We start from the raw sequence: 19,542 nt of genomic DNA, 5'->3' as shown, positions 1-19,542 counted from the left end.
CGGGGTCATGCGCTGACCGCACGTTTGTTCGGAAAGAACGTGCGCAGTCCTCTCACCAATTTCACTGGGGCACAGCTGGGGCAAACCTCCTGTTGCAACTGCACTCAACAACACGCAGTTGCAAGCAACGGCAGTCAAGCGCATCATTTCACAAGGCGATTCTCTATCGCCGCAGGTCAGAGCCATGATCGACCCTCACTGGCAGTGAGGGGGTCACCAGCACTATTTTCGCTGGTCAAGGACGTGCCCGTCAGTTGCTCACCCGAGTTCGGGAGTAGTCACCGAGCGAGCCCGAACGACACACTTTGTGGACGATGTACCGCTCGAGCGGCGCACCGCCAGCAACCGCCCTGCCACGGAAGTCATCGGCCACGTTCCCCAGATCGGGCGGCGACTACGGCTCGGCGAGCACATCTTCGTCAAGAGCAGGCGAGATGGCGGCCCCTACAGCTGCGTGCCCGGCATCGATGCCACTATCGTCTAGGAGATCTCGGCTCCCCTCCGCGCGGGCATGGGGAAACCCGGCTGCGAAGCCGAGACACGTGGGCTCCTGAGACTCGCCGAGGCGACTGGTCTCGTCTCCCAGATGGAAGACAACGTCGCGAATCAGGGCGATTGATCAAGCAACCGGCCGGGCTTCGATACCGTCGAGCAGCCGCAGGAGCAGATCAGCCAACAGGACCGCATCGCCGGCGACCGCCGGGTCCTCGTACTTCACGGCTCGGTGCGACGTCGGATTCTTGAACATCCCGATGGCCCCCTTGAAGAGGTTCAGCATCGCCTGCTGCTCACCTGGCTCAGCCTTGGGATCGACTAGAACCCCGGGGATCCCTGGAGCGAACGCTTTGTCGATCAGCTTGGTGCCCAGGTCCGAGTCCGACGCGCCGGCGAGGTCTCGGACACGGATCTCCACCTCTCGCATGGCCACGAACACGGCGACGTCGTACTCGCCGAGCAGGAATTGCTGCTCGACCAGCTGGGCGATGCGCGGGTGCAGCGACATCCCCAGCCGTTCGGCAGCAGCGAGCTTGCCGACGCCGAACCGTAACGTCTCCTCGCCCAAGCGACTGACGACATATGCGTCTGCAGACGGCTGCGACGGATCGCGTACGACCAGACCGTGAGTCATCAACCAACTCCAGCCCTCTGACAACGCGCGGCCGATCTCACGATCCCGGGCGGTCCCCTGTTGCTCGGCGCCCCTCATCCAGTTCTGCCAGTTCCAGCCATCTCCAGCCTTGTAGTCGCGCAAGATCAACAAGGCGAGCGCGTCGATCGGCAGGGCCAGCGTCTCGACTCTCGGCCGCGTCCAGGTCATGGGAGTTCGGCGTCCTCTCGTCGTCGCGATCTACCGTCGTCGACCAAGCCGACCTTGTTACGGGTGCACGCAACGACGCTGCGGTCTGATCGCCTCTGTGACGTGCGTCGTTGAAAGCTGTCCCGTACCGCCTTCGAACTGCTCGCCGGGTTCCTTCAGATCACTCGACAGCACGATGGCGGCGCCGGCAACGCAGCCGGCCAGGCCCCCAGTGGCAGACATCGAACTTCAAGGCCCCGGGCTGAGCAGTCCACGGACGCCCGCTCGGCCGAGCACACCGGCCGGCTTAACGGTCTTCGACTCTGAATTCCACAACCACAGAGTGGAGCGGGGCCGCTACGCCACATGCGGCATGGCGCGTCCCGGCGGCCGCCGAGCCCACAGGGGTTACGTCTTGATGCCGACGCGGCCAGCCAGCGGACCATGGCAGCCCGATCCCACAGGTCAGCGGGCCGATCATTGGACGACCGTCAAGATAGACACTAAATCGCCCCTACCCATGGGTAGCAAAAAGCCCAGGTCGATGACCTGGGCTTTGCTCCCCCGCTTGGACTCGAACCAAGAACCCTCCGGTTAACTCCTTCGAGCCGTCACAGTCACGAGCACGCGCCGTGTGAAGACGACCTGCATTCATCTGGCGATCGCTCGGCGACGGTAGCCCCAGGTCAGACGGCTGCGCGATCAGACCAGATGACCATTACGATTCGGTATCGCGGTGTCTCCCTGCTGCTCCTCAGGCGGAGTTGGTCGTCGAGACGCGCGCCGTCGAAGTCGACCTGAGTGGGTACTTCCGCTCTGGCCGCTACGACGGTGTCGTGGACGATTCCTGCAACGCGACCAGCCCGGGGCGGACATGACGACTTCTCCGAACACTTCTCCACGATCAAGCCCGGCACCGCGCCGTTCACGACCGCCGACACGCCGGGACGCGGCCGACAGTCGGCCTCGGTCTGGTCGTCGATGCGACGTAGTCCCACTGACCGTCCTGCTGCCGGCGTCCCCGCCGCAGTTGTCGAACGGCGCGGCCAGCGCTCTGCTGTGGCTGCTGCTTGACGCGGACAAGGCGGCCTGATCATGCGGTTCGCGTTCTACGGCCGGGTCTCCACCGAGGACCAGCAGGATCCGGAGGCCTCCCGGAACTGGCAGCTGGCCCGGGCCAAGGCGCTGGTCGACAAGCACGGTGAGATCGTCGCCGAGTTCTTCGACGTCGGGCAGTCCCGCTCGATTCCCTGGAAGCGACGGCCTGAGGCGACCCGGCTGCTATCGGCGATGCGCAACGCTGGCCGCGGGTTCGATGCCGTCGTCATCGGCGAACCTCAGCGTGCCTTCTACGGCAATCAGTACGGCCTGACCTTCCCGTTGTTCGTCCACTACGGCGTCGGTCTGTGGGTGCCCGAAGTCGGCGGTGCCATCGAGCCGGAATCCGAAGCTCACGACCTGGTCATGTCCGTCTTCGGTGGGATGAGCAAGGGAGAACGCAACCGAATCAAGATCCGCGTCCGCGCCGCCATGGCCGCCCAAGCCTCCGTCGAAGGCCGCTACCTCGGCGGCCGACCACCCTACAGCTACCAGCTCGCCGACGCCGGCCCACACCCCAATCCGGCCAAAGCCGCCGAAGGCAAACGGTTGCATCGCCTGGAACCCGACCCCGCCACCGCGCCGGTGGTGCAGCGCATCTACGCCGAGTACATCGCCGGCCGCGGGAAATTCGCCATCGCCGAAGCACTCACCCGCGACGGCATCCTCTCCCCCTCAAGCAACGACCCCACCCGCAACCGCCACCGCACCGGCGTCGCCTGAGCCAAAGGCGCCGTCAGCGTCATCCTCACCAACCCCCGCTACACCGGCCGCCAGGTCTGGAACAAGCAACGCAAAGACGAAGTCCTCATCGACGTCGAAGACGTCGGCCTCGGCCACGAAACCAAGATGCGCTGGAACACCCGCGACAAGTGGATCTTCTCCGAACAGATCGTCCACGAGCCCATCATCGACGTCGAGACCTTCCAACGGGCGCAGGAGATCGCCGCCGCCAAGGGCGCCGGCCGCAAGACCCGGGAACGCACGCGTACCCAGCACCGCTACGTCCTGCGCGGCCTGCTGCACTGCGGGATTTGCGGCCGTCGGATGCAGGGCCAGAAGAGCCGCGAGCAGCTTTTCTACCGCTGCCGCTACCCGAACGAGTACGGGCTGGCCAACAAGACCGAGCACCCCCGCAACGTCTACCTCGCCGAGCGGGACCTCATCGGGCCGCTCGACAGCTGGCTCAGCACCTGCTTCACACCCCATCGCCTCGCTGAGACCATCGACGACCTCTACGAAGCCCAGCCCGAACTCGACATCGACCCCGGCGCAGCAGCCGCCGCCAAGGCAGTCGAGGAATGCGACAGAGCACTCGGACGCCACCGCGCAGCCCTCGAAGCCGGAGCCGACGTCAAGCTGGTCACCTCCTGGATCACCGAAACGCAGGCCCGGCGCACCGAGGCCAAGGCACGCCTCGTCACACGCCCCCTGCCGCAACGGCTCACCAAGGAGCAAATCGCCGAACTGATCGAGCGGCTAGGCGACATCCGGAACGCCCTGGCCGCAGCCGACACCGACCGCAAAGCGGAGGTCTACCGGCAGCTCCAGCTACATGCGACCTACCACCCCGGAAAACGACTAGTGCGCATCGAGACTAGCCTCGATGCGCACAGTTGGGGTTATGGTAAGTGTCCGAGGGGGGACTTGAACCCCCATACGTGGGATATCTCCCGTGTTTGGGGAGATCATGCGCTAATGGTAGCGCAGAGTCACGACCCTCGCATCTACCCTCCAGACGAAGCCGACTGGGGGGCAGCGCTGCACACCCGACGACGGTGCGAACTCTGACTCCGCGTGCAGTGGCCCCACCCGGTACTACGTCGTTATACAGACGCTGAGCACCTCGAGGCCCGCAACCGGGCTTCGGCCCGCCCGGCCATGCGCTCACGCATAAGTTGCCCGGCACTCACCCTCAGACCGCTGACTTTTTCGCGGTCTCTGTTTCAGCGCTGGCTTGGTGGCCGACTCGGGCTTGATCTCGGCAGGCGTGGCGCGAACGGTTTCGTACGCCTCGATCAGCTCACTTGACGGTCGGCCCCAAGGACTGCTCGCCAATCTGCAGCGTTGCGGTGCCCGCGCCAGCGCGGACCCCAGCACATAACGGATGTCGTCAGCCAGCGCAGCCGAGCTGCTGCACGCGGCGGGCCGCGCGGCGGCGCAGCCAGGTTGCGCCGCCGGCGGTGGCGCTGGTGCCCAGCACCCACCAGGGGCCGGTCGCTAGCGACAGCACGATGAGCAGCGCGAGTGGGATCCCAAGCAGCAGCAGGATCTTGCACATCGGGCGCCAGCCGCCGCCGCAGCCGTAGTGGGTGAGCAGGAAGATCCAGCGCCAGGCGGGTGGGTCATTCGAGGTGGCGCCGACCGGGAGAGAGTGGCCCTCCGGTGGATCGTCGGAGTTCATGTCGCTCAGTGCGTTCTCGGGCCTGCCGGCGTGCAAAATCGCCGTCGGCGAGATTCACCTGGACAATATTGGGTCTCGCGTTGCACGCGGGACTGCTGCCGGTGCACTCACCGGGGACGGGGTTGGTGTCAGCGAAGGAGGGCGCGGTGGTCTGGGGTGGCCGATGAGGAGTTCACCGCCTTCTTCGACCGGGACTTCGATCGGCTGGTGGGGTTCCTGTGCAAGTCCGGTTACGACCGGGAGATCGCCCGCGATGCCGCAGCGGAGGCCATGACTGAGCTGCTGCGGCAGTGGTCAGAGGTCGCCGCCCCGAAGGCATGGGTGCGCACGGTCAGTAGGAGGATTGCGTTCCGGTTGCTCGCCGAGGGCCCGCGCAGCGTGAAGGCGGCGATCGCCGGTTGCTGGTCGACCACCGACCTGGCCGATGATCAGCCGCGCGCCGTGGTGGAAGAACATCCAGCCGTCGTCGCGCTTCTGCGGCAGCTGCCCGACGCCCAGCGCGAAGTGATGGCTTGGTACCTGGACGGGTTCGACCCCGCGGAGATAGCCGTGATCACCGGGTCGACCCCCACGACCGTCCGGTCGAACTTGCGGCACGCGCGCGAGCGTATGAAGCATCTGCGCACCTCGCAGGCAGCAGGACAGATACCGGACACGACGAAGCCGCGGAGGAGGACTCGATGACCCAGGACGAGGAGTTCGACAACTGGCTGGCCGAGGCCGACGAGGACTTCGTGCAGTCGGTCAACGCCGACGTCGACCGCGCCGCGGTGCTCCACGCCGTGCAGCGGGCCGCGGCCGAGGGGCCTGGGGAGGCGCTGGATCAGGTAGTGAACCAGCATCAGCGGGGCCCGTCGGGCGCGGTGCGGGTCCGTGACGCGCGACCGCGGATACTGGGAGTGCACGCCGCGATTCAGACCGCCCAGCCCCAGTCCCCCGAGCACGCCCAGTCCGGGCCGGGTGAAGATGGGCTGCCGCTGTACGTGCCGCGCGATCTCGACGCCGACCTGCGCGCAAAGCTCACGCGAGCCCGTGAGCAGGGCGGGTTCGTCGTCCTGGTCGGGGACTCATCGGTCGGGAAGACCCGCGCCCTGTTCGAGGCGGTGCAGGCGGTGGTGCCGGACTGGTGGCTGCTGCACCCAAGCGACGCCGAGGCGCTGCAGGCATTCGCCGCGCTGCAGGCGTTCGCCGCCCAGCCGGCCGAGCGGACGGTGCTGTGGCTGGATGAGCTGCAGGACTACCTCGACCACCCCGCAGGCGTGCCAGCTGGCCAGGTCCGCGAGCTGATCGCAGCCGGCGTGGTGCTGGTCGCGACGTGCTGGCCTGACGAACACAGCAAGCGCACGGCGCTGCCCGAGAACGGCCGGCCGGACCCGTATGCCAACGATCGGCGCCTGCTCGACCTAGCCGAGGTGCTGCACGTGCCCGCCGCGTTCAACACCCACGAACGGCGCCGCGCCGAAAACCTCGCCGACATCGATCGCCGGCTCCGAGTCGCGCTTGACACCTCCGACGCCGGCCTCACACAAGTGATGGCCGGGGGGCTCGAACTGATTCGTCATTGGGAACTGGCGCCCGCCTACGCCAAGGCGGTCATCACCGCCGCGCTCGACGCCCGCCGAGTCGGCGCCCACGCTCCCCTCACCCGCGACTACCTCGACGCCGCCGCACCCGGATACCTGAACGAACGGGACGTGGCCACTGCACCGTCATGGTGGCTCGATGATGCGCTGAACTACGCCACCAGGCGGCTGTCCGGTGCCATCGCCGCGCTCACTCCCGTTCCCGTCGGCATGGGGACCATCGCCGGCTACCGGGTCGCCGACTACCTTAACCAGCACGCCCTACGGGTTCGCCGCATCGAGCCACTTCCCGACACCGCGTGGCAGGCATTGCTCCGCCACCATCACACCGACGACACCCCAGGCCTCGCCGACAACGCCGAACTCCGCGGCTGCGACCATGAAGCCCTTGCTCTATGCCAGGAACTCGCCGACCGCGGGGACGACTACGCCGCCCGCTGGTTGATTGACCTGCTGATCAAACAGGGGCAGGTCGATAACGCCATCCAGGTCCTGCGCCCCCAAGCCGAGAACGGCGACGGGTATGCAACCATCCAGTTGGCGGATCTGCTCGCTGTACAGAGGCGGGTAGAGCACTTGGGAGTCACGCCGACAACGGCGACCAGTTCGCCGCCATCCAGGCAGCCGACGACAGTCAGTCGTGGTGAGCGTCCGGGGAGGGCAGCCCGGAGCTCGCGCTCGTGCTATTCGTCGTCCGTCCCCGTAGTCTTGGCCGTGGTTTCGCGATCATGAACTGCTGGGCGATACGTGGGGCGTCAGGTAGAGCGACTTTCAGATCGAACGTGGTGTCCATCGGCGGGTGGAGACGGCTGAGCGCGAACCTGCCGCACATCCGAACCTAGAATGCCAGGCGCAGCCGCCTGTGACGAGTCCCAGAATAAGCCCGCTCAAGCCTCAGCGTCCCTTGCTTATAACTCAATTCGCTAGCTTCAGGCTACAGGTGCCCAATTCAGGCCTCGGTGGCGCAGAAAAGCCCGGCGACACTCGAAGCGCCCTGCCGCCGGGCCGAGATTCCTGTACTGACGTTCTATCTAACTACCATCTCTACGGTCAGCATCCTGGTTTCGCCAACGAACGCCAAGTGCCGATGCCGCTGAAACCAGCAGCCCCGTAGTCAGGCCGATGACCCACTCATTGTGAGGCCCAATAAAAGCTATCAACCCAGCAATGATTATCAATCCGAGAATGGTGAATGCGCGCACCGGGGTAAGGCGTGGGTACCTGTCCTTAAGCGACATACGATTCCAATCTCGAAGCAAGCGCGACGACGCCATTGTACGGGTCATCGTCGCCAGCTCCACCGACGCCAGCCTTTCGCCGACTTAGACCAGTGTCCGCCGCGATAGAAGAGCCGTTTGCGGTAGACGACCCGCCCCTTAGCGTTCCTCAGGGTTCGACCGCTGGGCTTCGCCTGATTGGCGCCGATCCGCGCACGTCCAGCGCCGAGCGCTCCGCCTGCAGCGCCGAGGATAGTGGTGCGGATAGCACCGGCGGTGGACCAGTTCGGTGTACCGGCGTTCGCTGCGGCGTAACCGGCGAACGCTGCTACGCCCCCGACGATTGCGCCGCAGACAACGCTGACGCCACAGGCAATGGCGCCGACAATACCGCCGACGACCGCAGCTGTTTGCAGGATGGGGCGCCAGTTGTCGGCGACCCAGTTGGCAGCTTTGCTGAGGAAGGACCACCACTGTCCGTTGAGGTCGGTCTTGTTGATCGGGTCAGCGAGAACGTAGTCGTAGTCGTTCGCGGATCCGCCTTCGACCGGATCGACCGAAAGGAAGCGCCCGAGGAGGGGGTTGTAGGTCCGAGCGCCCATCTGAACGAGTTCGAGCGACCCGGCGTGCTCGTAGGGTCTCTGGTGTTGTCCGAGCCAGCCATTGTCCATCTGGCCGGGCTGGTTGTCGGGCACGGCGTCGGGGTCGACCGCGCCGCTTGGCGTGAGCGGCTGACCGTATGGGGTGTACGTCCGCAGGCCGCCGACCTGTTTGCCGGTGTTGTCGCAGGTGAGCGCGATGTTGCCGCGCACGTCCGGCAGGTCCCAGGTCGGCGCCGTGGTGCCGTCACCACCCCGAACGGTGTAGAGGACTCCGCCGGGCAGCGTCAGCGTGCGGGTCAACAGCCGCTTGTCAGTGGAGTAGGCGAGATCGGCGCTGTCTCCATCGGCGGTGTAGCCGTAAAGGACGTCAGTCGTGGTGTCACCCTGGGCTGCATTGCGCCGCACGATGCGGTCGGTTGCGTCTCGGACGTAGGCGATGTCCGCCGGGTCCGCACCGGTGGTGCGTGCGGTGAGGTTGCGGTCCGCGGCGTCAAAGCCCAGGTAGGTGCTGTTGGACCCGATCGTGTACTGCGTGGTGTTGCCGTGACTGTCGTAGCCGATACCGGTCAGGGCGGTCGCGCCAGTGGTGGCGAGGAGCCGGTCTGCGGAGTCGTAACAGTAGGTGGTCTCGGCGGTGCCCGAACTGGTTTGGTCGAGCAGCCGGACGCGGTTGGTGTTGGCGCCGGCATTGGCACGCGCACCCGTCGGGCACGTCGCCGCAGCCGACGAAGTGAAATCGTAGGTGTAGTGGTGGCCCGTGACGTAGGCCTCCGTCATCCGGCCGGCGAGATCGTAGATAAAGTTGGGGCCGCCCGGGCGCGCGTCGCTGCCTCCGAGTGACTCATCGAAGATGGTTCCCGCGCGGGTCCGGCTGACCTGGGCGGTGATGGTCGCGTTGTCGCTGGTCTTCCAGGTCAAGGACGCCGTGTTGCCGGCGTTGTCCTTTCCGATCGAGGTAAGAGCAGCTCCGTTGGCATAGGTCACGGAGGCCGGTTCCCCGGCGTTGTCGTAGGTCGTTGTGGCGAGGACTGTGTTGTTCAATTTGGTGGTCAAGATACGGCCGGCGTCGTCGTTGACGTAGGTCGTGACCTGCGCGGGGTCGGCCGGATTGGGCGGGGTCACGGTCTCTTGGTAAATCCTGCCGGCGGCGTCGTAGGTGGTGTCTGTCCGCGTTCCCTGGACGTCGGTGTACGAAATGGTGCGGCCGAGGAGGTCGGTGCGAGTGGTGATCGTGCCGAACTGGTCCGACACGGAGCTCGTGAGCGGGTCGCCTCCGACGGCGTAGTTTCGGGTAGTGGTGCGTTCGCCTGCCGTGGAGTTGGCGGGCGTCTTGACGGAGGTGACCCGACTACGCGAGTCGTAGGTGGTGCAAGTCCAATCACCTGCGATCGACCTGGCGATGACGCGTCCGGATGCGTCGTAGACTTCTTCTTCGGTTCGGGCGGCGCCGGTAGCCGGCGCTGGGCCGGTGACAACCTTCGGCATGCCACCTTGGTTGACAGCAGGACTGCCGGTCACGCAGGGATTCGTGCGCGTTTCGGTGTCTCCGTAGTGCGCGGTGGTCGTGACCGCGCCGCTGGGCGCGGTACGACTGAGTTCTCGTAGGTAGCCGGTACCGGGGGTTTCGTGGTTGGTGTTGCTCGTCAGCTGGGTCGTACCACTGCCGGTTGTGGTTGTGGCCGCGAGTCCGTAGATCGGATCGAGGCCGTTCTGGCCGTACTGCGTCGTCGCGACCTTGTCAGGGACACCATCCGACTCGGACGTCGTGGTGGACGTGGTCAGTCCGTAGCGCGGGCGTAGCTGGGTACCGGGAACGGGCTGCTGGGTGCCGCTGGGTGTGGTCCAGTGCAGTTCCAGCTGGGAGGTGAGGTCGAACTCGTAGTAGTCGACGCGGATCCGTTTGGCCTGGCCGGCGTTGTCGGCGTGCACGACGCCTTGGCGCCACTTAGGGGTGGTGTTGATCCAGTCGTCGATGACGAGTTGGTCGTCGACCCAGACACGGACGCCGTCGTCGGCGAGCAGCCGCAGTGTGTAGTCACCGGCGGCGGGAAAGACGAGTTCGCCTGCCGCACGCAGCGAGAAGTGGTCTGCCGGGATTCCCGCGGTGGGCGCCGCGGCGTCCCAGTTCTTCACGAACGTGCCGTCCGCGGTACCTAGTCCGGTGGTGTAGGCCTTCGGCGCTCCGGAGAGCTGATCATTGTCGTACCAGGACACGGCAAGACCGTTGATGCCTTCGTCGTAGCCGGTCCGGGTGTGCGGCACGGTGGCGACGCAGGCGGCGGTCGGCGTCTGGCCGGTGAAGCAGGATGCCGGTGCGGGGCCGTAGGTGTCGGTGGGGCGGTCGGCGTAGTCGTAGGCCGTGGTCGACACTCGGCCTGCGGCGTCGGTCGAGGTCAGCTTCTGGTCCTTTGCGTTCCAGGTCTGGCCTGTCGTCTTCCCGGTGGCGTCGGTCGTGGTCATGAGGCGGTCGGCGTCGTCGTAGGTCGCCTTGGTGAAGAACCCGGTGGCCGGGGTGAGGCCGAGGACGTCGACGAAGGTCTGGCGGTTGGCTGGGTCGTAGCGGTATGCCCGGCCGGGGCGCGGCTGGCCGAGGGCGGGTGGGGGCGAGGTGACGCTGGTGGCCTTCGGCTTGACTGCGGTGTCGTAACCGACAGACGTAATCAGGTCGGCTGCGTTGGCCTGACGGTTGGCGGGGTCGGCGGCGATCCAGTCGTTCGCCAGACTGTTGCGGGTCGCGCCGAGCAGGCCCTGGGCGTTGTAGCCGTAGTCGGTGATCTCCGAGCCCGGGTCCTCGATGCGCCCGAGTTGGAGCGATCCTGTTCCGAAGTACCACAGACGGGTTTCAGTCCCGTCCCAGTAGGTGATGCGGCACAGCATCTGCGATGGTGGGAGCGTCGCGGCGCCGGGCGGCGGGGCGACACTGCCGTAGCAGTCATCCCCGGGACGGTTGTAGTGCAGGACATGGGAGCGCTGTGAGACGGGGTCTTTGATCTCCCGCAGCCGTGACGGTGTCCCGTCGTAGAGGTACTGCAGCGTCGCGGGTTTGCGGCCGTCGAGCACGCTGGTCTGGGTCTCGAGCTTGCCGTCGGCGCGGAAGATGTAGATCGCGCCGCCCTCGTTGAGGGCGATCTTGCCAGCGGTGTCGAGGGCGATGGTGCCGTCCTCGTTGTCCGGGGCTGTGTAGCCGCCGGTGCTCTTCTTGGACCAGGTGTGCTTGGCTCCCGAGGCGTCGGTCAGCACGATGTTCTGGTCGGTGACCTTGGCCTCGGTGTAACTCGAGCCATCACCATCGAGGTCGGCCGAAAGGGTCCAGCCCTGCGGCAGCACCGGCAGGTCGGAGGTGAACAACCAGTCGGCCGGGACGATCTGCGGAGCGACCGTGGTGTTGTCAGTGGTGCGGACGAACAACCGCATCTTCGCCGCACCCGTCGCCTCGGCGTTCTCCACCTTGATCGGCACCCGCTGCCCCGCAGTCAACGAGACATTGGTGGACTGGGTCCAGTTCAGGTCACTTGCGGTGTTGACCTCGTAGACCTTGGCGCCGTTGATCCACACAGTGCCGCCGTCGTCATGCACACCCGCGAACTGGTAGGTCCCGGTCACCGGGGCCTGGAAGAAGCCCTCCCAGCGCGCGACGAACCAGTCCGCCGGCAACGCCGGCGCAAAGGGCGAGTCAGTGCCCCAGTCGACGTTGACCTGCGGCTCGGTCCGCACCAGCACCGGCTGCTGCGCGTCGTTGATGATTCCGTTGTGCGACAGGTCGGCGAAGTAAGACGCCTTGAGCCCCTTGCTCTCCACCTGCTGCGAGTTGTAGGTGAAGCTCAGACCCGCATTGCCGCCGACCGTGGTGAACGACGGCGACCCCGCCGAGGTCGAGACATTGCCATTGGCCAGGTTGACACTTACCAGTCCCACGGTGTCCACCGGCGAGGGGCCGTGGTCACCGATCCGCTGGTCGATCTTGAAATGGCCCACCCATGTCGGGGTGATTGTGGTGGTCCCACTGTAGGTCATCGCCTGCCAGGTGTAGGCGACGCCGTCCTGCAGGATCCCGGCCGGGACCGTCCAGGTCGGCGTGGTCAGGCAGCCGGACTCGACCACGACGCCGGACTTGGCGTCGGCGCCGGTGGCGATGCGGAAGCAGTACTTGACCTGCTCGCCATCGGGGTCGGTGACCGGGTTGACCGCCAGGGTCGGGGTCAGCGACGTCGACACCGTGCCGTCTGCCGGACCGACCAGCGTCGTGGCCGGCGCGGGAGAGCCGGTGTCGACGGTGAGGGTGGCGTTGAGGTTCTTGTACGTCCACGTCCCGGGGTTCTCGGCGCCGATCATCATGAAGAACACCGAGCCGTCGCGGGCGTTGACGCGGTCACGGATGAACCCGGTCATGCCTTCGCCGACGAAACTCCCGACGTCACCGACCAGCGCACTGGTCATGTAGCCGCCGACGCCGTTGAAGTTGAACGCCGACGCGTGGTAGAGGTTTGCGTTCCACGTCTTCAGGGACCCGACGACGCTGGTGTTGCGGGTCAGGTCCATCCGCGCGCCGACCACGGTCTTGCCGAACAGCGGCGAGTAGTCCATGTGGAAGACGCTGCGGTTGTACGTGTCGCCCTTGGCCTGGCTGTTGCCGATCCGCAGACCGCAGGCGTCACAGTTCGTGCCGTCCGAACGGTAGGAGTGCGACTCGGTGACGCCGTAGGTGAAGGTCGGGTCGACGAACACCGGGTACACGCGCTTCGGGTCGCGCAGCCAGTTCGGGTCGACCGCGACGGTCAGCCACCAGTCCGTGCCCGCCTTCTCCAGGGTGTAGACGCCGCCCGTCATCGCCGGCGCAGTCTCGCCGTTACCCGCGGAGTCCCAGGTCTCGATCGGCGGCAGCACGATCTTCGCCGCGCCGCTCTTGTCGGCCAGGGTGACGGCCCCGCTGCGCTCCAGGTTCGGCGTCAGGTCACCGGTGGTGAGCTTGAACTTCCACGACGAGCGGCCGTCGGCCGGCGGGCGCTTGAGCTTGATGGTCTCCTTCACGGCGCCCGGGGTAACTTCGTAGTCGAGGTCGGTTCCGGCGGCGACCTCCGGGTAGGTGACCGAGTCCCCCTTCACCGCGGCAGTCGCCGGGGCGGCCTGGTCGAGCGCCAGGCCCGCGGTGTGGCCGCCGGACTCGACCTGCAGCACCGCGGCGGCGTCGGCCTTGGTGGCCAGTGACGGGCTCAGCGGGTGGTGGTCGGCGTCGGCGCGCCTGGTCGCCGGGTCGGTGGCCAAGGTCGTCTGGACCGGCTGCCACTGGCCGTGCTCGTCTTGCACGTTCAGGGGCTGGTTCGACTGCCGCACCGAGTGCGTGCCGTCGGCGTTGACGTACTCGGTGACGAACATCGACCGCGACACCGGCGTCGACCGCTGCGGGTCAAAGTGGGTGCCAACGCCACCGTCCAACCGGCTCTGAGCTGCGAAATCCGCCTTCGACGGCGCCTGCGGCACAGCGGGCGCCGTTGCAGCCGACGAAAGCAACCCGACGTCGCGCGGATCGATCGGCTTCGGCGCTTCCGCCACGCGCGGTGGCGCAGCAATCGCTTCAGTGCTGCCGACAAGCAGCGTCACAGTCAGAGCAAGCACGATCGCTCTGACCCAGCGGACCAGATGGACAGGACGCGACAACCGCAGCACGGCCAGTTCCTCCCCCGGCGACCTGGCATCCGCCATGGCCACCCCCAATGACCCACGGAGCACCACGCCGCCGCGAGATTATGCCGGACGCTCCGCGCAGATGATGCCCAGTTCGTCCAGGGTCGGGAATTCCCATCCCTCGCCCGCACCAAGCATCGGCGGGACCTCACACCGTCGTTACACCATCGAGTGAGACGAATCACACAGTTGCCAACCGATCACTGACCCGGTAACGGCCCCGGTTGCCACCGTCTGCCAGCGAAGGCTCACCGGCTACAATCGCCGCCGGTCCTGCCGTCGCCGGACCACATATCGCCCTTCGGCAGGAGATCGATGCCTCAGCCCGCGCTCGACGCTCCGGACGTCCCCGCACCGATCCCGCGCACGACCGCGAAGGTCCGCCGCGACGGCGCGCCTCGGCTCGGCCTCGCGGCGCTCTGGGTCTTCGCGGCCGTTCCCGCCGCTCTGGCGCTGCTGGCCGCGGTACGCGCGCCGAAGATGCACGTGCTGCTCGACTACTGGCACGTCTTCGCAAAGATCACCGACGACAACGGCCACCTCCTGGTCGGCCAGGTCTTCACCTACCACCTCGACCAGCCGTTCGTCGTGCCGTCCCTGCTGTTCTACGCCGACGCCGCGTGGTTCGGCGGGGACAACCGCGTCCTAACCGTCCTGACTGTCGCCCTGCTCGCCGTCTCGGTGTTCGCGCTCAGCACGATGCTGCCGCGGCAGCTGAACCCGACGACACGAGTGGCATTGATCGCGGCCATGTCCTGGCTGCTGTTCAGCTCCCACGCCACCGAACTGTGGCTGCAGAGCACGAACGGGATCAGCTGGGTTCCCGCGATCATGTTCTGCACGATCGCCATCGCCTGCGCGCACCACGGTCGCCGGGTCGGCGCGTACACAGCTGCTGCGCTGGGCTGCCTGAGTTTCGGTGCCGCACTGCCGATCTGGTTCGTGATCGCCGGAATCGCCTGGCTGCGCAGGGAATCGCGGCTCCGCGTCCTGCTCCCCGCGGCGGCCGGGCTGGTGGTCCTCGTCGTCTGGTGGCTCACCAAACCCGCCGGAACCCAGTCCGGGGCGACGGACGCCTTCGACCCGGACGGACGGCTTTCCGTCGCCGCCGCCGCGGTTGGTGGCCTGTGGTCGGTGGACATCGCCGTTCTCGCGGTGATCGCCGGAGGCTTCACCATCGCTCTGCTCGCGCTGCTGCTGCGCCGAACGACCACCGACCGGCCGGCGGCCGACGCCGGCTGGGCGGGCGTGGCTTGCTACGCCTTCGCACTGGCCCTGATGCTCGCGCTCGGCCGCACCACGGCCAACGTCCCCGGCGGGAACGTCGGGCTGATCAGCCGGTACGTCCTGCTCGCCGCACTGGCCACCACCGCGGTACTCGTCCTGGTCACCTTGCACCGTCCACAGTGGCCGAAGCGGTACCTCGTCGTGACGGTCGTCGCACTGTCCCTGGTCACCCACGCCATCGGCGGCGGGAAGGCCGACGAAGTCCGTCGCAGTTATGCCCCGCTCAGCCTGGCCGCGATCGCCTTGCGCGTCGACGCCCCCGCCGCCCTCGATGCCCTGCACATCCAGCGGGCCGCCGGACCGGCAGCGCGAGCATTGGGTGCCTACCCATTCAACGACAACTTCACGCTCGGCTGCCACGGCCCCGAACTCGGCAGCCACCTCGACCTGACCACTGCGCAACCGCAGTCAGCCAAGGCAGCCGGAGCACTCGACGCTCCGGCCACCGATGTCGGCGGCATCATCACCGGCTGGGCCGTCGTCAACGGAGCACGGCCAGACTGCGTCCTCATCACCGACCAGACCGGCACGGTCACCGGCGGCGGCATCACGGGCCTACCCCTCACCGTCGCACAGACTACGAAGGCCGCACCCGGCGCGACGGCGTGGGACGCCACAAGCGGCCCAACCAACGGACCAGTCACCGTGCTCGCCGTCCACGGCGGACGCCTATACCGCATCAACTGAATTCCCATTAGCATGGCCACCCGGACACGTCGTTCCGCAAATTCCTCGGCTATGCGGGGAACCGGGCAACTCTCCGCCCACTTCCCTTCCTCGGCCCCTATGGGTTCGAGTCTCAAGCGCTCACATCACAATCGCCATCGAATAGCCGGGCGCCGAGCGGCAGCTGGAGCCTTACGAATGCCTGCCCGCTGCGGTCGACCTGTGCCGGCCCGCGGTCAGCCGAACAGTTGGTCACTACAACACCGAGATCACAGGTGCTACCGACTCATCGGACGATATCGGTCCTCGACCGGCCGCAGTCGAGGTCGTCAGGATCGCTTCCAGCCACACCCGCTCGGATTTCGTCAGGGGCAACGCCGCGGCCTCGAGCCGAATCAGTGGTGCGCCAGCACAATGCCAAACGACCACCTGCACGACCTCTCAGCCGGCCGTCGCCGCCCTATTTCTGACTTTCGAGAATCCGGCGCTCGTCGGACACCGTGCAACCGTCGGGCAGTGGGTGGAAGATGTAGTTTCCCTCCACGTCGGGAGCGGTATGAGCGATTTTCCTGCCGCACTCGGCCGAAGCCACGACGGCTTTGATCGTGTAGACCTTGCGTTTGTCCCCCGGATCGCCGATAGGCTGGTCCAGCATGACGAAGCTGACGTCATTGCGGTTCGCGACCGGCTGAGGTCCGCTGTTCTGGTCGTACACCAGGTAGAAGTTTCCGTCGTAGGCGTCGTAGTCGAACAGCCACACCGACTCACCCGGGCGCAGGGCGCAAACACGTCCCGTGACCTTCACTCCGGCCACTCCGTCGATCTCGGCGCCGTCTTCGGGCTCGGTGAGCGTCACCGCGCGATCACACGCCGGACGGGTCGGAGTCGGCGAGGTGCTCGCCGGATCGAGTGGCGGCGCCGAAGGCGAGGCGGAAGGCGCCGTTTTGTTGATCATGGCCGCAACGATGGTACCCACGAGCCCGATCAACGCCACCAGCACAGCACTGAGTAGAGCGATCCACGCCTTGCTCATGCCGAACCACCTCCACCCGCTTTACCTCGGCGTCTTCCGGCCTCGGTCTCTGCCACACAGTCGTGGCGATCCGCCGCAGGGTTACGCCGCGGAGCATGTCAGTTCCGGGCGGCGGGGACCCGAGGCTCCGGGAGTGGTCGCTCAGGCACACCGACGAGAAGGCGATGCATCGTGGCGAAGTACGGCGGTGCCGCCGAGCGCTCCGTGCCTGCAGCTACCGCGGCGCAACGGCGGCCCGGAACAGATCGCCACCAGCCCGACGGCTACCTGATGAGCCTCCGGTCGCACGTGGAACCTCATGACCACCGGCAATTCCCCCCCTTGCGTCCACCCCGACCCACCATGCTGCAACCCGGCCATCGCCCGGCCGGATCGCGACGTTTCCCGGACAAAAGATTGACACCGCGGGGGCGGCGCGAGACCGCCCGGGAATTGCGCTAATCTACTCCTTTCGTTTCATAGGACAGGGGCATCCGCAGTGGAGTCCACGGGGTCCGGCGGCCCGGACGCATCCGAGCTCGGAAAGATCTCGAATTTCGTCAACGTCAACAACGGCATCACGGTCCAGGCCGGTCACCTTTACCAGGTGACCGGGCTGGACGAATCGACGCTGGAACGGTTGTTCGAGGCCGTCGACGCGCGCCGACGGGCCACCGGCACCGTCCGACGGAAGAGCCTGCCGTCCTCGTTGCCGTGGACGCAGCGAGCCGCGTGCCTGGGTCGTGACCGTGAGCTGGCGGAACTGCGCGAGCAGCTCGCCGCTGGGCGGCACCTGCTGGTCAGCGGCCCAGCAGGCATCGGCAAGACACTGTTTCTGCAATACGCAACCGGTGAAGCGGCCCTGTCCGCCAGCACGGTTCCCGGCTGCGAGGGAGTGCTGCGGCGGGTGCTCGTTCCCGGTATGACACCCGATGACGTGCTGCGCGACCTGGCCCTGGAGTGCTACGACGGCGAACAGGCCGCTTCGCGGCGCCTGCTCGGCCGCGTCCGTGCCCTCGTGGTGCTGGACGGCGTCGAGTGGCCGGCCGCAGAGATCCGGCAGTTGCTCGACGCCATGCCGGGCAGCGTGTTCGTCATCGCCACCCGGCGCACCGATTCCGCCCGGTTGGTCAAGTCCCTTCCACTGGCCGGGCTGAGCCGCGCAGACGCAGTCGATCTGTGGCAAAACGAGCTCGGGGCGCCGCTTTCGGCAGCGGAAAACAACAGGCTGAACGCATTTTCGACAGCTGCGACGGAAATCCCGGCACGCTGACGCAATTCGCCGCCGCGCTGCGGACCGCCGGTGTGCAGGGAATCGTGACCGACGTTGCTGATCCCGACGCCTATGCCATGATCGTCTGCCGCGTGCTCGCCAAGCTGGGTGAGCCGGCCGTGACGACGTTGCAGGAACTGCTGGTCTTCCCCGATGCTTCCTGGGGAGCAGGGCTGCTGGCCACCGCCGGCCTGCGCAAACTCGTCGACGGGGGCCTGGTCGAGGACGAATCGGGCCGGTACCGGGTGCGCCCGCTCGTCCCGCAGGTGGTGACCCCGGCCAATCCACCGTGGCCACTGTTCGCTCGTGTCTCCTCGTGGGCCCACGAGACGGCCGATGCCGGCCAGCTCACGGCCGAGTTCGACGTCCTCGAACGCACCCTGGGTCGGCTGCTGGCGCACGACCGGCCGTGGGACGCCCTGGTGCTCGCGCGTGTCGTGTCGGTGAAGCTCCTGCCGACGCCTTGGTGGTACCGCGGCGACGACGTGCTTGAGCTTGGCCTCCGCGCGGCCTGGCACACGGGCTCCCGCACCGACATCGCCTACTTCACCTACGCGCTGGCCGCGCGCCGGGCCGACAGCGGGCGCGTTGCGGAAGCGGCTGAGCTCCTCACCGCCCTGATCGACTCCGCCAGGGCGCACGGTCACCGGCGGCTCGCCGAACGGGCTGGCGCGCTGCGTAACGGCCTGGTCACCCGCGCACCCGGGCTGCTTAGCCGAGGCACGGAATCCGTCACCCAGGTGCTCCTGCGGGTTCCGATCCTCGACGGCACGGCGCTCAGGCTGGTGCAGGAGCACCCGGTTGTGCTGCGCAAGGCCGTCGCCGGGATCCTGCTCCTGGCCGGAGTGCTGTTCGGGCTGCCCGCGTCCGCCGGCCCGCCCGTTTCGGCCAGTAGTGCGCCGAGCTCGTTGTCCGCCCTCGCGGCACCGAGTGTTCCCCCGGAGACGAGTACACCACCGGCAGCCGCGGCCTCGCCGAGCGCAGCGGACTCGCCGCTGCCCGCGCCGCCTCCGGCCGTTTCGTCGCCCGATCCGGCCACCCGGCCGTCGTCGCCACCCGGCTCTGGCCCCGGTGAACCGCTCGGCGGTTCCGCAGACAGCGCGACAGTCCGGGACGACCCCTCCACCCCTGCCCCCGACCTGACCGGGCAATGGCAGATCGTCTTTTCCAAGAAGCTCGCCAAGGGCAATCCTTGGACCGATCCGGATACGGCCACCATCACTCTGCGCCGGCTCGACGACAGCCGGTGCGCCGGCACGGCGCCTTGCTACGGCGGCCAGTGGACCGCCGATGGCGTGGCGGGAAGCAGCAATTTCGTCGCGACGGCGACGGCGACCGCGGAGGTCGGCGACCGCCGCGGCATCCTGCTCGGCGAGACGTGCACGGCGACCCGCCGCCCGGTCGCCTGGGACCCCTGGATG

At 67.2% G+C, this 19,542-nt stretch carries 10 protein-coding genes and 2 pseudogenes; 8 read left to right on the top strand and 4 right to left on the bottom strand.

Annotation, left to right across the window (positions count from 1 at the left end; all coding sequences use genetic code 11):
* Window positions 1–307: 307 nt before the first annotated feature.
* Window positions 308–484: a hypothetical protein gene (locus tag ACWDN5_RS33295; RefSeq protein ID WP_449679074.1), complete on the top strand. Its 177-nt coding sequence runs from the start codon at window positions 308–310 to the stop codon at window positions 482–484.
* A 135-nt stretch (window positions 485–619) separates the two neighbouring features.
* Here the strand turns inward: ACWDN5_RS33295 and ACWDN5_RS33290 are convergent, their stop codons facing one another.
* The gene (locus ACWDN5_RS33290; protein WP_449679073.1) at window positions 620–1,318 is read right to left on the bottom strand and encodes a TIGR02391 family protein; all 699 of its coding nucleotides are present in this window, start codon (window positions 1,316–1,318) and stop codon (window positions 620–622) included.
* A gap of 1,074 nt (window positions 1,319–2,392) precedes the next feature.
* Here ACWDN5_RS33290 and ACWDN5_RS33285 point away from each other — a divergent pair.
* Together ACWDN5_RS33285 and ACWDN5_RS33280 are read left to right on the top strand one after the other, a co-directional pair.
* Window positions 2,393–3,283 (top strand): annotated as a pseudogene (locus ACWDN5_RS33285) (recombinase family protein); the annotation flags it as partial.
* The gene (locus ACWDN5_RS33280) at window positions 3,272–4,186 is read left to right on the top strand and encodes a zinc ribbon domain-containing protein (RefSeq protein WP_449679081.1); all 915 of its coding nucleotides are present in this window, start codon (window positions 3,272–3,274) and stop codon (window positions 4,184–4,186) included. The pseudogene ACWDN5_RS33285 and the gene ACWDN5_RS33280, both read left to right, overlap by 12 nt.
* Before the next feature lie 322 nt (window positions 4,187–4,508).
* Here the strand turns inward: ACWDN5_RS33280 and ACWDN5_RS33275 are convergent, their stop codons facing one another.
* Window positions 4,509–4,799 (bottom strand): hypothetical protein, encoded by a 291-nt coding sequence (locus ACWDN5_RS33275; protein ID WP_449679072.1) that lies wholly within the window; start codon window positions 4,797–4,799, stop codon window positions 4,509–4,511.
* A gap of 156 nt (window positions 4,800–4,955) precedes the next feature.
* Between ACWDN5_RS33275 and ACWDN5_RS33270 the strand changes: the two genes are divergently transcribed.
* Together ACWDN5_RS33270 and ACWDN5_RS33265 are read left to right on the top strand one after the other, a co-directional pair.
* Window positions 4,956–5,483, top strand: a complete 528-nt coding sequence (locus tag ACWDN5_RS33270; protein ID WP_449679071.1) for an RNA polymerase sigma factor — start codon at window positions 4,956–4,958, stop codon at window positions 5,481–5,483.
* The gene (locus ACWDN5_RS33265; RefSeq protein ID WP_449679070.1) at window positions 5,480–7,114 is read left to right on the top strand and encodes a hypothetical protein; all 1,635 of its coding nucleotides are present in this window, start codon (window positions 5,480–5,482) and stop codon (window positions 7,112–7,114) included. The genes ACWDN5_RS33270 and ACWDN5_RS33265 overlap by 4 nt, the downstream gene beginning before the upstream one ends.
* 550 nt (window positions 7,115–7,664) lie before the next feature.
* Here the strand turns inward: ACWDN5_RS33265 and ACWDN5_RS33260 are convergent.
* Window positions 7,665–13,865 (bottom strand): PA14 domain-containing protein, encoded by a 6,201-nt coding sequence (locus ACWDN5_RS33260; RefSeq protein WP_449679069.1) that lies wholly within the window; start codon window positions 13,863–13,865, stop codon window positions 7,665–7,667.
* 333 nt (window positions 13,866–14,198) lie between these two features.
* Here ACWDN5_RS33260 and ACWDN5_RS33255 point away from each other — a divergent pair, with 333 nt between their 5' ends.
* Complete coding sequence (locus ACWDN5_RS33255; RefSeq protein WP_449679068.1) at window positions 14,199–15,857, top strand: DUF2079 domain-containing protein; 1,659 nt, start codon at window positions 14,199–14,201, stop codon at window positions 15,855–15,857.
* Between the two features lie 439 nt (window positions 15,858–16,296).
* Here ACWDN5_RS33255 and ACWDN5_RS33250 read toward each other — a convergent pair whose 3' ends face one another.
* Window positions 16,297–16,869, bottom strand: coding sequence for a hypothetical protein (locus tag ACWDN5_RS33250; protein WP_449679067.1), 573 nt, complete (start codon window positions 16,867–16,869; stop codon window positions 16,297–16,299).
* Between the two features lie 478 nt (window positions 16,870–17,347).
* On the opposite strand from ACWDN5_RS33250, the gene ACWDN5_RS33245 reads away from it, so the two are divergent.
* Together ACWDN5_RS33245 and ACWDN5_RS33240 are read left to right on the top strand one after the other, a co-directional pair.
* The gene (locus ACWDN5_RS33245) at window positions 17,348–18,121 is read left to right on the top strand and encodes a hypothetical protein (RefSeq protein WP_449679066.1); all 774 of its coding nucleotides are present in this window, start codon (window positions 17,348–17,350) and stop codon (window positions 18,119–18,121) included.
* Window positions 18,028–19,542 (top strand): annotated as a pseudogene (locus ACWDN5_RS33240) (hypothetical protein); the annotation flags it as partial. The gene ACWDN5_RS33245 and the pseudogene ACWDN5_RS33240, both read left to right, overlap by 94 nt.

The organism is Amycolatopsis sp. NPDC003731, assembly GCF_053586895.1.
The sequence above is the reverse complement of the archived record's forward strand: the minus strand, read 5'-3'. Positions and strand labels throughout refer to the sequence as shown.

Excerpts from the sequence above, each read along its gene's own strand:
- ACWDN5_RS33290 (WP_449679073.1), bottom strand. The coding sequence starts at position 1,318 with ATGACCTGGACGCGGCCGAGAGTCGAGACGCTGGCCCTGCCGATCGAC.
- ACWDN5_RS33255 (WP_449679068.1), top strand. The coding sequence starts at position 14,199 with ATGCCTCAGCCCGCGCTCGACGCTCCGGACGTCCCCGCACCGATCCCG.
- ACWDN5_RS33275 (WP_449679072.1), bottom strand. The coding sequence starts at position 4,799 with ATGAACTCCGACGATCCACCGGAGGGCCACTCTCTCCCGGTCGGCGCC.
- ACWDN5_RS33265 (WP_449679070.1), top strand. The coding sequence starts at position 5,480 with ATGACCCAGGACGAGGAGTTCGACAACTGGCTGGCCGAGGCCGACGAG.
- ACWDN5_RS33250 (WP_449679067.1), bottom strand. The coding sequence starts at position 16,869 with ATGAGCAAGGCGTGGATCGCTCTACTCAGTGCTGTGCTGGTGGCGTTG.